The 15,295-nt window shown below is 56.0% G+C and carries 13 protein-coding genes; 2 read left to right on the plus strand and 11 right to left on the minus strand.

Annotated features, from left to right (window positions below):
* From ABWO67_RS08755 to ABWO67_RS08795, 9 genes are all read right to left on the minus strand, one after another.
* Window positions 1-1,521: type IV pilus assembly protein FimV (locus ABWO67_RS08755; protein WP_353150461.1), on the minus strand; the 1,521-nt coding region annotated here is incomplete at its 3' end.
* Between the two features lie 8 nt (window positions 1,522-1,529).
* Window positions 1,530-2,660: an aspartate-semialdehyde dehydrogenase gene (gene asd / locus ABWO67_RS08760; RefSeq protein WP_353150464.1), complete on the minus strand. Its 1,131-nt coding sequence runs from the start codon at window positions 2,658-2,660 to the stop codon at window positions 1,530-1,532.
* 46 nt (window positions 2,661-2,706) lie between these two features.
* The gene (gene leuB, locus ABWO67_RS08765; RefSeq protein ID WP_353150467.1) at window positions 2,707-3,783 is read right to left on the minus strand and encodes a 3-isopropylmalate dehydrogenase; all 1,077 of its coding nucleotides are present in this window, start codon (window positions 3,781-3,783) and stop codon (window positions 2,707-2,709) included.
* A gap of 99 nt (window positions 3,784-3,882) precedes the next feature.
* Window positions 3,883-4,533, minus strand: a complete 651-nt coding sequence (gene leuD / locus ABWO67_RS08770) for a 3-isopropylmalate dehydratase small subunit (RefSeq protein ID WP_353150470.1) — start codon at window positions 4,531-4,533, stop codon at window positions 3,883-3,885.
* Between the two features lie 9 nt (window positions 4,534-4,542).
* On the minus strand, window positions 4,543-5,946 hold the full coding sequence (leuC, locus tag ABWO67_RS08775) for a 3-isopropylmalate dehydratase large subunit (RefSeq protein ID WP_353150473.1): 1,404 nt from the start codon (window positions 5,944-5,946) through the stop codon (window positions 4,543-4,545).
* 456 nt (window positions 5,947-6,402) lie between these two features.
* Window positions 6,403-7,242, minus strand: coding sequence for a M48 family metallopeptidase (locus ABWO67_RS08780; RefSeq protein WP_353150476.1), 840 nt, complete (start codon window positions 7,240-7,242; stop codon window positions 6,403-6,405).
* A gap of 29 nt (window positions 7,243-7,271) precedes the next feature.
* Window positions 7,272-8,330, minus strand: coding sequence for a chorismate synthase (gene aroC / locus ABWO67_RS08785; protein WP_353150479.1), 1,059 nt, complete (start codon window positions 8,328-8,330; stop codon window positions 7,272-7,274).
* A gap of 113 nt (window positions 8,331-8,443) precedes the next feature.
* A complete protein-coding gene (locus ABWO67_RS08790; protein WP_353150482.1) occupies window positions 8,444-9,907 on the minus strand; it encodes a protein adenylyltransferase SelO in 1,464 nt (487 codons plus the stop codon).
* Window positions 9,908-9,916: 9 nt separating this feature from the next.
* Window positions 9,917-10,297: a DUF2069 domain-containing protein gene (locus tag ABWO67_RS08795; RefSeq protein ID WP_353150485.1), complete on the minus strand. Its 381-nt coding sequence runs from the start codon at window positions 10,295-10,297 to the stop codon at window positions 9,917-9,919.
* A 76-nt stretch (window positions 10,298-10,373) separates the two neighbouring features.
* Here ABWO67_RS08795 and ABWO67_RS08800 point away from each other — a divergent pair, with 76 nt between their 5' ends.
* Both ABWO67_RS08800 and ABWO67_RS08805 read left to right on the plus strand, forming a co-directional pair.
* Window positions 10,374-11,705, plus strand: coding sequence for a YihY family inner membrane protein (locus tag ABWO67_RS08800; RefSeq protein WP_353150487.1), 1,332 nt, complete (start codon window positions 10,374-10,376; stop codon window positions 11,703-11,705).
* Window position 11,706: 1 nt separating this feature from the next.
* Window positions 11,707-12,165, plus strand: a complete 459-nt coding sequence (locus ABWO67_RS08805) for a CBS domain-containing protein (protein ID WP_353150489.1) — start codon at window positions 11,707-11,709, stop codon at window positions 12,163-12,165.
* Here the strand turns inward: ABWO67_RS08805 and dusA are convergent.
* Together dusA and ABWO67_RS08815 are read right to left on the minus strand one after the other, a co-directional pair.
* Window positions 12,120-13,160, minus strand: a complete 1,041-nt coding sequence (gene dusA, locus ABWO67_RS08810) for a tRNA dihydrouridine(20/20a) synthase DusA (protein ID WP_353150528.1) — start codon at window positions 13,158-13,160, stop codon at window positions 12,120-12,122. The genes ABWO67_RS08805 and dusA overlap by 46 nt on opposite strands.
* A gap of 63 nt (window positions 13,161-13,223) precedes the next feature.
* On the minus strand, window positions 13,224-15,248 hold the full coding sequence (locus ABWO67_RS08815) for a helix-turn-helix domain-containing protein (RefSeq protein WP_353150492.1): 2,025 nt from the start codon (window positions 15,246-15,248) through the stop codon (window positions 13,224-13,226).
* Between the last annotated feature and the right edge of the window lie 47 nt (window positions 15,249-15,295).

Raw genomic sequence — 15,295 nt, forward strand, 5'->3', positions numbered from 1 at the left:
TGCTGCATTCCCATTGCCGGCGGCAGCACCGGAGGACGACCCGGCGGTGCTTTCCCCTGATGAGGGAGCGGTGTTCGCGTTACTTCCAGCATTAGCGTTACTTCCAGCATTAGCGCTACTTCCCGAATTAGCGCTACTTCCCGCATTACCGCTACTTCCCGCATTACCGCTACTTCCCGCATTACCGCCAGCTCCAGCATTAGGGCCAGTTCCAGCATTAGCGCCAGTGCTGTTGTTGGCGTTACTTCCAGCGTTAACACCATTTCCGGAATTGGCGCTATTTGCGACGCTTGCCGGGTTTTCATTATTCGAGCGACTTGCCTCGTTTGCACCGCTGATAGCGCCAGGCAGGGACAAGCCCAATCCTTTTGCGCCATCAACCAGCAAATCGCTGGCCGCTGCACCTTGGGCTTGCAATGCCTGATTCAGGTGCTTGACGTTTTCTTCCAGCTGAGAAACTCGTGCTTCGGAATCCTTGATGCCTTTGCTTGTGGCAGCTCGGTCATCTGCCTGGACATCGGCGGAGGAAGAACCCCCGGGGGAACCTGCGCCGCCTGTTGTCGAACCTTGCGTGCTACCCGCAGAACTGCCATTTTCCGGCGCGCTGCCAGACAAGCGCAACTGGTCGCGAGGACCGGTTGCTGGCGGTTGTGCGACCGACCCGCTATCAGAGGAAACGACACCCTTGGCGGCAGCCCCTTCTTGTCCGACGACGGAAGCCTGGCCTGCCGCGCGTTGTCGGTACAGGGCGAAAGCCTGCGATTGCTGTTGGAAGATTCGCCTGGCCTCGCGATCGGAAATCGCTGTGAGCGCTGCCATATCAGGCATGGACAACGTTGAACCCGCCTTCACGAGATTTACGTTATCTTCGATAAAAGCCTGCGGATTCGCCCGTTGAAGCGCAATCATCATCTGATAAACCGTCACGCCCGGAACGGCATGGCGCCTTGCAATGGCAAACATGGTGTCGCCGCGCCTGACGGCGATGGTCCCTTGCGATGCGCGAGTATTTGCTATTGCAATACTTCCCGATGCCGAGGCGCCAGCCTTGGCCGCCCCCTGCGCTTGCACCCGGGCGGGCTGTGAACCCTGAGCCGCGTGGGTCAAAAGACTTACCTGAAAGCGCTGTTGCCCCGACGCAGTACGCACATCGAGCAGCAAGTCGGCAACGGGCTTGTCGAAAGCCTGGCTGGAACGAACCTGTATGACTTTGCTGCCAGCGCTGAAGCCATCGGCAACGCTCGCTTGCAAGCTACCCAGATCGACCGGCGGAGTCAGGCCGGCCTGGGTCCATGCCGCAGCCGGCGCCGGCGCAACAGAAATCGAACGTAAGTCGGCGGCGCTTAGCTGGGTGACGGGCACATCGATGCGCAAAGGCTGCCCCAGCGCTGAAACGATGCGCGAGTGCCCAAAGCTGGCTGCATGCGCCGAAGAACCTATCAGCATGGCTGCCGCCAGTGCTCCGACCCAAGGTTTAGTATTAAAGACTAACGCAACAGACGGAGACACCAAGCGGGACATATGCATTCCTAGAGTTCACCCAACGTAATTCGCAACATGCGGCGCAGCGGTTCAGCAGCCCCCCATAATAGCTGATCGCCTACGGTAAAAGCGCTTAAATACTCTGGCCCCATTGACATTTTACGGAGCCGGCCGACAGGAATATCCAGCGTGCCAGTTACAGCAACAGGTGTCAACTGCTGCATGGTAATGTCGCGTTCGTTGGGAACGACCTTGGCCCATTTGGAGCCTTCACGCAAAATATCGGTAATTTCATCCAGCGGGACGTCGCGCTTGAGCTTGATGGTCAGTGCCTGGCTATGGCAGCGCATGGCGCCGATACGAACGCACAAGCCGTCTATGGGTGTAGGCTTAGTACCGAATGCTTCCCCCCGGCCCAGTATCTTGTTGGTTTCGGCCTCGGCTTTCCACTCTTCGCGCGTCATGCCATTACCCAGGTCTTTGTCGATCCAGGGAATAAGGCTGCCGCCCAAGGGAACGCCGAAATGATCACGGGGAAGGTCGGCGTCTTGCTGAGCCTGCAGTACACCCCGATCGATATCCAGAATGGCCGATGCCGGGTCGTCCAGCTTGAGCTTGACGGCGGCATTCAGTATGCCGAACTGAGTCAGCAGTTCGCGCATGTGCTGAGCGCCGCCACCCGAAGCAGCCTGATAAGTCATGCTGCTCATCCAATCGATCAGATCGTTGTTGAACAAGCCCGACAAACCCATCAGCATGCAGCTGACAGTGCAATTGCCGCCGATGAAATTTTTAACGCCACGTTGCAGGGCCGCATCGATAACCGGCCGGTTGACGGGATCAAGCACGATAATGGCGTCATCGGCCATACGCAGCGTGCTCGCAGCGTCGATCCAGACGCCGTTCCAGCCAGCCGCGCGCAACTTGGGATAAACGGCCGAGGTGTAGTCGCCACCCTGGGCGGTTAGAATAATAGGCAGCTTCTGCAAAGCATCGATGTCGTAGGCATCTTGCAAGGGGCCCGCGCCATCAGCCCAGGCTGGCGCTTTGCCGCCCGCATTGCTGGTGGAAAAGAACACTGGCTGAAACAGTGAAAAATCATTCTCGTCGCGCATGCGCTGCATGAGGACGGAACCCACCATGCCGCGCCACCCGACCAACCCTACTGCTTGGCTCATTTTGCTGTCGCTTAAAAAAAAGTAAAAATTAAATCTGAAACAATGATTATATTAGTGCTTTCAGAACAGCGTCACCCATTTCGCTGGTAGAAACCTTGGTTGTGCCATTTTCATAGATATCGGCGGTGCGCAGCCCTTGCTCCAGCACGGTCTGCACCGCGGCTTCAATGCGATCAGCGTGCGCCGCTTCGTTCAGCGAATAGCGCAGCATCATGGCGGCCGACAGCATGGTCGCCAGCGGATTGGCAATATTCTTGCCAGCGATATCGGGCGCTGAACCATGGCTGGGCTCGTATAGACCCTGATTCGATGCATTCAACGACGCGGATGGCAGCATGCCAATGGAACCGGTCAACATGGCCGCTTCGTCGGACAAGATGTCGCCAAACAAATTACCCGTCACGATAACGTCGAATTCCTTGGGTGCGCGAACCAATTGCATGGCTGCGTTATCAACGTACATGTGTGAAAGCGCTACATCGGGGTACTCGCGAGCGACCGTAATCATGATATCGCGCCAGAACTGGGAAGTTTCCAGCACATTGGCCTTGTCTACGCTGCACAGTTTCTTACCGCGCTTTTGCGCCGCCTGAAACGCCACATGAGCGATACGCCGCACTTCTGTCTCGGCATAATGCATCGTGTCGAAACCCTGGCGCTCACCCTTGAACGGGCCTTCTTCGATATCGCGCACGCCGCGTGGCTGACCGAAGTAGATATCGCCCGTAAGCTCGCGCACAATAAGGATATCCAGGCCTGACACCACTTCAGGCTTGAGCGACGACGCATTGGCAAGCTGGGGATACAAGATAGCCGGACGCAGGTTGGCAAACAACCCCAGCGCCTTGCGCAGGCCTAGAATGGCCTGCTCGGGCCTGAACTCGCGTGGCAAGGAGTCATATTTCCAGTCGCCCACGGCGCCGAACAGAATGGCTGCTGAATTCTTGGCCAATTCCAGCGTTGCAGGGGGTAAAGGATGCTCATGCGCGTCGAAAGCGGCGCCGCCCACCGGAGCGGTATTCAATTCCAGGTCCAGGCCCAGCGCCGTCAACACCCGTACCGCCTGTTCAGTAATTTCCGTACCGATTCCGTCACCCGGCAACACTGCAATCTTGTGAGTCATATTTTTCCTAAACACGTTATCTATATACAACAGAAAAGGGCTGCGTCGCCGCGGCCCTTGGCTTATGAAGCTTCGGTCTACATCCTGCCGCTTGAAGAGCTAGCCAATAGGATGAGCCTCAAGCCATGGATGGCGCGCCAGCCGCTCGGCTTCAAAGGCACGGATCTGATCTGATTTTTGCAGCGTCAGCGCAATTTCATCAAGGCCGTTCAGCAAGCAATGCTTGCGAAATGGCTCGATATCAAAACCGAGCTCGCGATCGTCTTGAGTAATAACGACTTGACGCTCAAGATCGATACGCAACTTGTAGCCCGCGAACGCCTTGACCTCGTCAAACAGCCTGGCCACTTGCAGTTCCGGCAAAATGATGGGCAAAAGGCCATTCTTGAAGCTATTGTTGAAGAAAATGTCGGCGTACGACGGCGCAATGATGGCCCTGAAGCCATACTGAGACAACGCCCAAGGAGCATGTTCGCGGCTTGAACCGCAACCGAAATTTTTGCGCGCCAGCAACACTGAAGCACCCTGATAACGCGGCTGATTCAGGATAAAGTCCGGATTAAGCGGACGTTTGCTGTTATCCATGCCAGGCTCGCCGTGATCCAGATAACGCAATTCGTCGAACAAATTATCGCCAAAACCGGTGCGCTTGATGGACTTGAGAAACTGCTTAGGGATAATCAGGTCGGTATCGACGTTTTCGCGATCGAGCGGCGCTACCAGGCCATGATGGGTCGTAAATGCTTGCATGATGGCTTCCTATCGAAAATTTCGGACGTCGACAAAATGACCGGCAATGGCCGCGGCCGCTGCCATGGCCGGGCTGACCAGGTGGGTACGCCCACCCTGCCCCTGCCGGCCCTCGAAGTTGCGGTTGGATGTAGAAGCGCAACGTTCACCGGGCTCGAGGCGATCGGCGTTCATGGCCAGGCACATCGAGCAACCGGGTTCGCGCCATTCGAAACCGGCATCCAGAAAGATCTTGTCCAGCCCTTCTTTCTCGGCCTGTAGTTTGACCAAACCCGATCCCGGCACAACCATGGCTTGTTTAACCGATGCAGCAACCCGCTTGCCACGCGCCACGCTGGCCGCAGCGCGCAAGTCTTCAATACGCGCATTGGTACAGGAACCAATAAAGATACGGTCTACATGAATATCCACCAACGGCGTATTCGGTTTCAGGCCCATGTACTGCAATGCCCGCTCCATGCCGCTGCGGCGCACATCGTCTTTTTCTTTATCCGGATCGGGTACGCGAGCGTCCACCGACAGCACCATTTCGGGCGATGTGCCCCAGGTGACCTGCGGCATGACTTCACGCGCATCGATATTGACCACGAGATCAAACTTGGCACCCTCGTCAGTATGCAGGGTGCGCCAATATTGAACAGCCTGATCCCACAACACGCCAGTCGGTGCATAAGGACGCCCGCGGAAATAGTCAATGGTTTTCTGGTCAACCGCCACCATGCCTGAACGGGCGCCGGCTTCAATTGCCATATTACATACCGTCATGCGCCCTTCGACCGACAATGCGCGTACTGTGCTGCCACCGAATTCAATCGCATAGCCTGTACCGCCCGCCGTACCGATCTTGCCTATGATGAACAAAACCAGATCCTTGGCGGTACAGCCAAATGGCAAGTCGCCTTCGACCTTGATCAGCATGCTCTTGTTCTTTTTCATGAGCAGTGTCTGCGTCGCCAGGACATGCTCGACTTCCGATGTGCCGATACCGAATGCCAATGTACCCAGCGCCCCATGAGTGCTGGTATGCGAATCGCCGCAAACCACCGTCATGCCGGGCAAGGTAGCACCTTGCTCTGGCCCGATGATGTGGACGATACCCTGGCGCACGTCGTTCATGCGGAATTCGGTAATACCGTACTTTTCGCAGTTGTCGTCCAGCGTATCGACCTGCAAGCGCGAAATAGGGTCTGTTATGCCTTCCGCGCGCCCCGTGGTCGGCACGTTGTGGTCGGCAACAGCCAGGTTGGCGCTAATGCGCCAAGGCTTGCGCCCTGCCAGCGACAAGCCTTCAAAAGCTTGCGGGCTGGTGACTTCGTGTACCAGATGGCGATCGATATACAGCAAACAGGTGCCGTCGGACTCTTGGTGCACGATATGCGCATTCCAGAGTTTGTCGTACAAGGTTTGTGCCATGACATTGCTCTTTGAAATAGGGGAAAAATGAAGCTTGGGTTTATTATGCCACTCTGTAAACCTGGTACAAGACTATTGCATATCCTGGTATAGGAAGTGCCATGATAAGGGCCAGCTTCAATGATCTGTCTTGAGCGAGCTTGTTTACTTCTTTATACGTCGTTGGGGCGTGCTTGTCATATTCTTAGCACACCGTTGCTTCGGGTCTTGGTTGCTTGCTCTTAATACGTCGTTGCTTCGTCCTTATCATCTTCTTAACACGCCGTTGCTGCGGTGATGGGGATATGCGCTCCCAGAATCTGGCACGCGTATCAAGAAAGAATACAAACGCTAAGGCCGGCCAGCACGCAGCTTAAGAACAAACACTGACGCCCGCACACAACAAGCCAAAAAAGAAAAACCGTATCGACCTAAGTCAGATACGGCTTTCACAAGCACCGCAACCCTCTCCGCTGCTTACTTCCCGGACGCCTGCTGATACAAAGGCATCACTTTCTCTGCAGCAGCCGTTAAATCAGCAGAACGGCTGGCCGCCGAGGGGTGGGTTGAAAGAAACTCCGGTTGCGCACTGCCCGAACTCAACGCACCCATTTTCTGCCATAACGTTACAGCCGCTCGCGGATCGTAGCCCGCCCGCGCAGCCAGCTCGACACCAATACGATCGGCCTCGGCTTCGTGCGTGCGGCTGTTGGGAAGCGTGAACATCACTTCACTTAACGCACTACCCAAGTCCGCAGTAGCACCTACTCCGGTCACTGCCGACAACACCGACAAACCAATGTTAGTCGCCATCTGTTGCGATACTTGTTCACGCGAATGCTCCCGCAAGGCATGCGCCATTTCGTGACCAATAACGGCAGCAAGCTCGGCATCGGTAGGTTTGATCTGATTGATCAGGCCTGTATAAACCGCAATTTTTCCACCAGGCATGCACCAGGCGTTGACGTCATCGGAATTGAGCACATGCGTTTCCCACTTCCAGCTGGTTGCGTCCGGACGAAAAACGCCGACATGCTTGATGAGTTTCTGGGTAATCGCCTTCACACGCTGCGTTTGGGCGGCATTGACATCCAGCGCACCTTGCGCCTTGGCTTGCCCTATCAGGGCGGTATATTGCTGAGCCGCTTCTTGCTCGAGGGCCGCCGCCGGCACCATGCCAGACATATATTGCTTGCGTTCCACACCGACTGAACCTGAACCGGTCGTCTGAACGGCGGCGCAACCTGCCACGACGGCAATAGTGCCGGCCAGGCCCAAGGCGGTAATGAAACGGGAAATGGTAGCTTGCTTATGCATTGATGTTCCTTATAGGACAGGCAGAATTCTTATCCACATTGCGCACGATGACGCAATGCATGATCCATCAGGACAATGGCCAGTAAAGCTTCAACGATAGGCGTGGCACGTATGCCTACGCAGGGATCGTGCCGCCCCAGGGTTTGAACCTGGATGGGCTCGCCGGCTTTGTTGATGGAGTTGCGTTCAATCCGGATGCTGGATGTAGGCTTGATCGCAACGGAAACCGTAATGGCCTGCCCCGATGAAATGCCGCCCAACACTCCGCCGGCATGATTCGTCAGGAACCCGGCAGGCGTAATTTCATCGCCATGTTCCGAGCCCCTCTGGGCTACGCAGTTAAAGCCGGCGCCGATAGACACACCTTTAACCGCATTCAGCCCCATCATTGCATGCGCAATGTCGGCATCCAGGCGGTCGTATAGCGGCTCGCCCCACCCTGCCGGCGGGTTTTCGGCGACGACCTCGATACGAGCACCAATTGAATCACCATCGCGGCGCAACTGGTCCATATAGGCTTCAAGCTCTGGCACGACCTGTGCATTGGGGGCATAGAACGGGTTGTTCGAGACCTCGTCCCAGGATTCAAATGGAATATCTATAGGGCCGAGTTGGCTCATGTAACCGCGGATCTTGATGCCATGGTTCTCTTCCAGCCATTTCTTGGCAATCGCGCCAGCCGCCACGGTAGGCGCAGTCAGGCGCGCAGACGAACGACCGCCGCCGCGTGGATCCCGATCGCCGAACTTACGGGTATAGGTATAGTCGGCGTGACCGGGGCGGAACGTATCTACAATGTTACTGTAGTCTTTGCTTCGCGCGTCGGTGTTGCGGATCAGCAGGCCAATGGGCGTGCCGGTGGTCAAGCCTTGATAAACACCCGACAGGATTTCTACCTGGTCGGCTTCCTGACGCTGCGTAACATGGCGCGACGTACCGGGACGGCGTCGATCAAGCTCCAACTGAATGTCGTCAGCGGTCAGGGGCAGTCCCGGCGGACAACCGTCTACTACCGCGCCGATTGCCGGGCCGTGCGATTCGCCAAAATTAGTGACGCAAAAAAGTTTACCTAGAGTATTACCGGACATAGTCTATTCTTTTGATTCAAACGTAAGGGCTTGCAATACCAGAGGCTGAGATCGCCCCAAATACGCTGTCTGTAGCCATGATTCTAATAAAGATCGGAGGTCAAGGGCTGGCGTCATGACGAACAGCTCACTTCCAGTTGACAAGCATGTTCAGGCGGCTTTGCCGCATAGGCCTCGTAGCCTGCCTGCTCGACATAAGGATCGCGCAGCAACTTCAACAAGGTATCGATTTCACTGGCGTCGCCTTTCTCTGCCGCTTCTATGGCCCCCTGCGCCAGATGATTGCGTAAGACATAGACTGGATTCACGCTGTTCATCTGATCAATGCGTTCCGATACTGGGCGCGCCTCTTGATCCAGGCGTTGCGTATAGCGATCCAGCCAGGCCTGCGCTGCCGACTTGTCGTCAAAGCCAGCTACAAAAGCTGCAGGCTGCTGCGGCGCTACGGCCAATTCGCGAAAACTTAACGTGAAATCGGCGCGCTGGCCATGCAGCAGCCCCCACCAATCATCGACAAGCGATTCGTCACCCGGCTGCCATTGCCGCAGCCCCAGCTTGTTGCATAGATTGCTTTGATAGGTCTGCAAAAAGTCGGCCTCGAAATGCGCAAGTTCGCCCTTGAGGGCTTCGGCATCAAGCCCCAGACCCAATAGACTGCTGGCCAGGCGATAAAGATTCCAGTTAGCTACCGATGGCTGCGCATTCCAGGCATAACGACCCTGAGTATCGCTGTGGTTGCAAATATGGTTGACCTGGAAAGCATCCATAAAACCATAAGGACCGTAGTCAATCGTCAATCCCAGGATGGACATGTTGTCGGTATTCATGACGCCATGGCAAAAACCCACGGTTTGCCAATGCGCAACAAGCTGTGCTGTTTTTCTTACAACCGAGCGCAAAAAGCGCAATATGTCATCGTCGGGATTGCCGCCTTCAATACGGCATTCAGGAAAAAAATGATCAATGACATAGTCGACCAGGAGACGCAGGTTATCGGGTGACGAAGACCAATGTTCAAACGAGCCGAAACGTACAAAGCTTGGCGATACCCGCGTGACGATGGCCGCTGTTTCCACGGTTTCGCGATAAACGGGATCGTCCGAAACCACCAGCGCCAAAGCTCGGGATGTCGGTATGCCGAGCCCAGCCATGGCTTCGCTGGCCAGGTATTCTCGCACCGAAGATCGTAGTACCGCACGGCCATCCCCCATCCGCGAGTAAGGCGTACGGCCAGAACCTTTCAACTGCAACTCCCAGTTCCCGCCAGGGCCAACGACTTCGCCCAGCAAATGCGCACGTCCATCGCCCAACTGTCCCGCCCATACGCCAAACTGATGGCCGCTATACACCGCCGCCAGCGTTTTGCCGTCAGGCAAAGGTTTGACGCCGGACACGACGTCAAGAAAATCCTGACTGGATAGCGCGGTTTCGGACAAGCCCAATAGACGCGCAACCTCGACATTGGCGTGCAGCAGCCTGGGATTGGACAACACCTGGGGCTGCAACGGGGTGTAGAACACCGGCGGCAATTGCGCAAATGAATTGACCACTTGCAATTGCTTGACTGACGCTAGCATACAAAATCCTTACGTAGTGCGTGCGGCATTTTTCTTGGCGGCCTGTTTTGCCGGCCTAAGGTACAGCACAGCACACAAATAAAACACCAGCGAGAAAAGAATTTCAAAACCCGCCATTAACGCCGACATCGGCGACGGGTCGGACCATGCCCTGACCACGCCTTCCATGAAGTACAGCAAAATCAGCATGGCTGCCCACTGCAAGGTGTACAGATTACCTTTAAGCACGCCACGCAATGGCAGCAACAGCGGCAATACCTTTAAAACCAACAGTGTGCCACCCTCCCGCAAGGGAGCGATTTTCAGTTCCCACAGCAGGCACAAAATGATAAGCGCGATCAGGGACACCGAGGCGCCATATCGCAGAACAGGATTTAATTGCGTAGTCATACTGGTATTATGACTCGAAAGAGGCTCACTCGGCCTACACAACGCCCAGGAATGTAACGGTTTGAGCAACGCTGCCATGAATAAAAGCGACAACACTCCCATCGCAAAACGGACGGATGTACTAAATGCGTCACGACTGCGGCTGCGCAACGCCTCGAAGATCGCCCGCTTTGCATTGAAACGCGCTGCAGAAAAAAAACTCACCCAGGTGGCGTCCAGCCTTACATTCACCACCGTGCTGGCGATTGTGCCGCTATTGGCCGTCGTACTGTCCCTGTTTACGGCTTTCCCCTTGTTTGCCGACTTCCGGGTCGCACTGGAAGGCTTTTTAACCACCAGCCTGATGCCGCCTGCTGTTTCCGATAACGTCATGCTTTATCTGAATCAGTTTGCCGCCAAAGCATCCAGCCTTACCGCGGTAGGCAGCCTTTTCCTGATTGTGACGTCTGTCATGCTCATGATGACTATCGACGAAGCCTTCAACGACATTTGGCAGGTCGAGCATCAACGGCCGCTGCGTCAGCGCATACTGGTTTACTGGGCCATTCTTTCGCTGGGACCTATTCTGGCGGGGGGTAGCTTGTGGGCGACCTCGGTCTTGGCGCGCGAATCGCTGGGCCAAATAGACGAACTTCCCGCCATCGCCAGCGTTGCGCTTTCGCTGGTCCCATTGATCATTACCGGGTTGGCCTTTACCGCGCTGTTTGTAGGGGTGCCCAACCGCCGCGTATTGTGGCGCGATGCGCTGGTCGGAGGCCTGGGAACGGCCGTTGTGCTCGAAATCATGCGCGTGGGCTTTGCTTTTTACCTGGCAAAATTTCCCTCGTATACCATTATTTACGGCGCTTTCGCCACGCTGCCCATTTTCCTGTTGTGGATGTATATGTCGTGGCTGGCGATCTTGCTTGGCGCCACCGTGGCGGCAACCTTGCCGGACCTGAAGCAACGACGATGGGAACTGCAACATTACCAAGGCGCCCTCTTTGTCGACGCAGTACGTGTATTGCGCATGCTCTGGCAGGCCCAAGGCGCCCAGCCACCGGGACGCAGCATGCGGTTTCTTTGCGCTCACCTGGAATTGCATCAGGACGAACTGTGCAAAGCGCTCGATGCATTAAAGGACCTGGGCTATATCGTCAATACCGAAAGCAAAGACAGCGATCGCTGGGTACTGGCCTGCGATGCGCGCCAGGCCACCATAGCGCCTCTGCTTAACGCCCTGCTTATCGATCGCACCCAACCGGGGCTGACTGAAGAAAATTTACTTATTGATGCGACTTCGATTTCTTTGACACAAGCGCCCGTCAAGCTGGAAGACTTGTTCGAAGGGCGATCGTCACTACCCGAAAGCTCGCATATGGTGCAAAATACCCATATTGTGTCGCACGGGGACACACAGGAGAAATAACATGTTGAAAGTCAGTGAAATCCTACGCGTGAAGGGGCACACGCTATATACCGCCACGCCAGACATGCCCATCTTGCAAGCACTCGAAACCATGAGCGAGCAAGATATCGGCTCACTTGTCATTATGGATCATGGCGAACTGACGGGCATGCTCACCTTTCGGGAAATCATCCGCCATTTGCACGATAATCACGGCAACACGGGCACACACACTGTTCGCAGCATTATGGACGACGCCCCGGTCAGCGTGTCGCCCAATACCAGCGCAGACGAAGTCCAGCGCTTAATGCTGGAAAAGCACGCCCGCTATATTCCGGTCATGGATGGGCCTACGCTAATGGGCGTGATTTCTTTCTACGACATGGCCCAGGCTATCGTGGCCGCCCAGGCCTTCGAAAACAATATGCTCAAAGCCTATATACGCGATTGGCCGTCCGATTCCGAGGCTGCCAGTTCGTAACCGGCTTCGCTGGTGCGCAACACCAGGTCGGACCAGGCCCGCTCGATAAGCCGAGGGTCGTTGGCATTCAATTGCGAATGGTCGGATAAGGTGCGTCGCCAAAGGCGCGCGCCTTGTCGGCCGCTCATCCATCCCAGCATGGAACGCACAATAAGCCGCAAAGGCACCCCTTTTTCTATTTCCCCGCCCGCATACTGCACCATCGCCTGCACGACTTGTGCCGGTTCCGGCAGCGTCATTGCCGGGTAGCATGCGCGCGTAATATCCGACAGTACGCCAGGGTTATGCCAGGCTGCTCGTCCCAGCATGACGCCATCGAACTGGGCCATCAGCGCGACAGCGTGACTGGTTTCAGTAATGCCGCCGTTAAGCACAATCGTGCAATCTGGAAAATCCGCCTTCAGGCGCGCTGCGGCATCGTATCGCAATGGCGGCTTTTCCCGGTTGTCTTTGGGCGATAGCCCTTTCAGTACGGCATTGCGGGCGTGCACAATGAACACCCGGCAACCTGTGTCGTAGATTTGCCCGACGAAGTCGCGCACAAACTCGTACGAATCGTTGTAATCCAGTCCCAGGCGATGCTTAACCGTCACGGGGATCGATACGGCGTCTTGCATGGCCTTCATCCCATCGGCTACCAGGCCGGGCTCTGCCATCAGACAGGCGCCGAACGCGCCCCGCTGCACCCGTTCCGACGGGCACCCGCAGTTCAGGTTGATTTCGTTGTAACCCCATTGTTCGCCAAGGCGAGCGGACTCGGCTAGCGCTTCGGGCTCACTGCCGCCCAATTGCAAGGCAACCGGTTCTTCAGCCGGATCGAAATCCAGATGGCGCGCCACTTTTCCATGCAAAAGCGCGCCGGTCGTGATCATTTCGGTATAAAGCCGCGCATGCGGCGCCAACAGGCGATGAAAGTACCGGCAATGCCGGTCCGTCACATCGATCATGGGCGCCACGCAAAGGCGCCAATCGGCTGCGGGTTCATGGGCAGGCAAAGCAAAAATCGCGTGTTTTTCAGTGGTCACAGTAATAAGGGGGCTTGGCCCTGGAAATCAGCATCAGGCCGTATTTTCGGACATTTTCGGAATTTCAGCAGGAAAGTCTGCCGGATCGCGTAAACGCCACAGTCGCAGGGCTAAGTGGACCTCTAGTGCCCGCGCACAATCGCGCCATGCACCTAACAGGGAATCCAGCGCCCCTAGCCGCTGATGCAAGGTATTGATATGTATGCACATGGCTTTAGCGGCATTTCTGGCGTTATAACCATGGTCCAGATAAATCAGTAAGGTTCGGGCCAGTTCCGCCTGGCGTGGCCCGCTCCCCTGATACAGTCGGCCTAGCGCCGATTGCAAAAAGAGTTCGATTTCTTCAGTGCCTTGCTGCCCAAACAAAGACGAATACAGGATCAACTCGCGTTCCTGGAATATGGCGTTGCGGCGATTCAAGGCATTCAGAAACTCAAGGCAACGGCTAGCCGATAAAAAGGCCGCAGGAATAGCAGAGGGATCGACCACTTCTTGCGTCAGCACGCCAGTAAAAGACAAACGACGCTCGCCAAAATAATGCTTAAGCGCCCGCTCCAGGCTGGCGCAAGCCTCCCGGTTAACCACAAACGTCACTACTCCGCTAACGTCATCAAACAATGCCCCGGAGGCCTGCAAGACAGGACGCAACTGCGTAACCACGTAAGCTGTCTCATCCGCCAGCATCCTGATCAGCACCATATTTATCGGCTTGGACAAATCCAGCCCATAAGCCAGCGCCTGCTGGGCCAATGGCGCCAGATTGCTTTGCGGGTGCAGGACTAAACGACGTAGGACCACGGGGATATCCGTCAGGACCGTCGTTTCCCGACGCTCTTTAAGCAGTAATACGATGCCCGTCACCATAGAGCTACGCTCGAAAATCCGGACAGCCACCTCATTCAGTTCGACGGCAGTATGGATAATCAGACCGCCCAGCAGCCCCGAGCCGCCAGTCACAGCCGAAACTCGGCAAACATGGCCCGCCACGGAAAACGCGTTTACAGAACGGCCCAGGCGGCGACTTTGGGCCAACGCGGCATGTATCCGGTCGTCAATCCAATATTTGCGATCCATTGGCCCAGCGCCCTGCACATCCGTTAACTGATATTCCGGACTGCTTGCCGAGCAAACTTCATGCTCACCGCCGTCGCAAACACTCACATGGCCATCAAGACGGCCCGCCACCATCGTGCAGATATCGCGCAGATCCCCGCCACGCGCCACAAGCGCGATGAGTTGCTCGTGGGCTTCGGCCGCAGCGCGCGTATCGGCGGTTTGCTTGCTTAGCAGGGCATTCGTCGCGCTGGCCTGCTGCAGCGCTTGTTGCGCCTGCTCGAACAGCCGGGCGTTGCCAATCGCGACGGAAGCATGGGCAGCCAACGTGGAGAGTATCGACATCTCCCAGGTCAGATAAGAACGAACATAGCGTTCACCAACAAACAGCACGCCTATGACCACTCCACCTGCCAAGAGCGGAACACCTAGAATGGATTTGATATTTTCGTCATCCATGGCGGAATCTATCAGGCCGTTATGGATAAACCTGCCATCGGCCCCGTAATCGGACGACGAGTACGGAGCCCGGTTGCGCGCAACGAAACCGCAAACGCCCACGTCCAACCCGATACGGACCTGCTTGAATTTTTCGGAGAAGGCTCCATCCGTTGCGCGAACATAAAAATCGCCTCGCTGCTCGTCATAGATGGACAAATACCCAACATCGCAGCCCACTAGCTTGCGCGCCCTCTGGACGATAGCCTGCAAAACACAATCCAGGTCTGTCAGGGCCGTAAGGTCTTGCGCGGTTTCAATCACTGCCAATAGGCCGCGCTCCCGCAATTGATGCAGTTCAAAACGCTCTCGGATCGTGATGCCCATTTCCATGCTGTGGATAAGGCGATCTTTTTCCGGACCGTCGGGCAGCAAACGGGCCTCATCCAGCAAGGGCGTCAGCATCTGCCTATCTTCGCCGTGATACAGCAGGCGTATCAGGCGCGCCTCCAGTTCATCGGGCCTAGCCAAGGTATCCGTTGCAAATGGGTCTAGATCAGCTTGCATCCTATGCCCTTATGGATGTTGTGCACATACTTTTGTCTCTGATGTGT

This window comes from Pollutimonas bauzanensis (assembly GCF_040393045.1).
GTDB lineage: Bacteria > Pseudomonadota > Gammaproteobacteria > Burkholderiales > Burkholderiaceae_B > Pollutimonas > Pollutimonas bauzanensis_A.

Excerpts from the sequence above, each read along its gene's own strand:
- asd (WP_353150464.1), bottom strand. The coding sequence starts at position 2,660 with ATGAGCCAAGCAGTAGGGTTGGTCGGGTGGCGCGGCATGGTGGGTTCC.
- leuB (WP_353150467.1), bottom strand. The coding sequence starts at position 3,783 with ATGACTCACAAGATTGCAGTGTTGCCGGGTGACGGAATCGGTACGGAA.
- leuD (WP_353150470.1), bottom strand. The coding sequence starts at position 4,533 with ATGCAAGCATTTACGACCCATCATGGCCTGGTAGCGCCGCTCGATCGC.
- leuC (WP_353150473.1), bottom strand. The coding sequence starts at position 5,946 with ATGGCACAAACCTTGTACGACAAACTCTGGAATGCGCATATCGTGCAC.
- ABWO67_RS08780 (WP_353150476.1), bottom strand. The coding sequence starts at position 7,242 with ATGCATAAGCAAGCTACCATTTCCCGTTTCATTACCGCCTTGGGCCTG.
- aroC (WP_353150479.1), bottom strand. The coding sequence starts at position 8,330 with ATGTCCGGTAATACTCTAGGTAAACTTTTTTGCGTCACTAATTTTGGC.
- ABWO67_RS08790 (WP_353150482.1), bottom strand. The coding sequence starts at position 9,907 with ATGCTAGCGTCAGTCAAGCAATTGCAAGTGGTCAATTCATTTGCGCAA.
- ABWO67_RS08795 (WP_353150485.1), bottom strand. The coding sequence starts at position 10,297 with ATGACTACGCAATTAAATCCTGTTCTGCGATATGGCGCCTCGGTGTCC.
- ABWO67_RS08800 (WP_353150487.1), top strand. The coding sequence starts at position 10,374 with ATGAATAAAAGCGACAACACTCCCATCGCAAAACGGACGGATGTACTA.
- ABWO67_RS08805 (WP_353150489.1), top strand. The coding sequence starts at position 11,707 with ATGTTGAAAGTCAGTGAAATCCTACGCGTGAAGGGGCACACGCTATAT.
- ABWO67_RS08815 (WP_353150492.1), bottom strand. The coding sequence starts at position 15,248 with ATGCAAGCTGATCTAGACCCATTTGCAACGGATACCTTGGCTAGGCCC.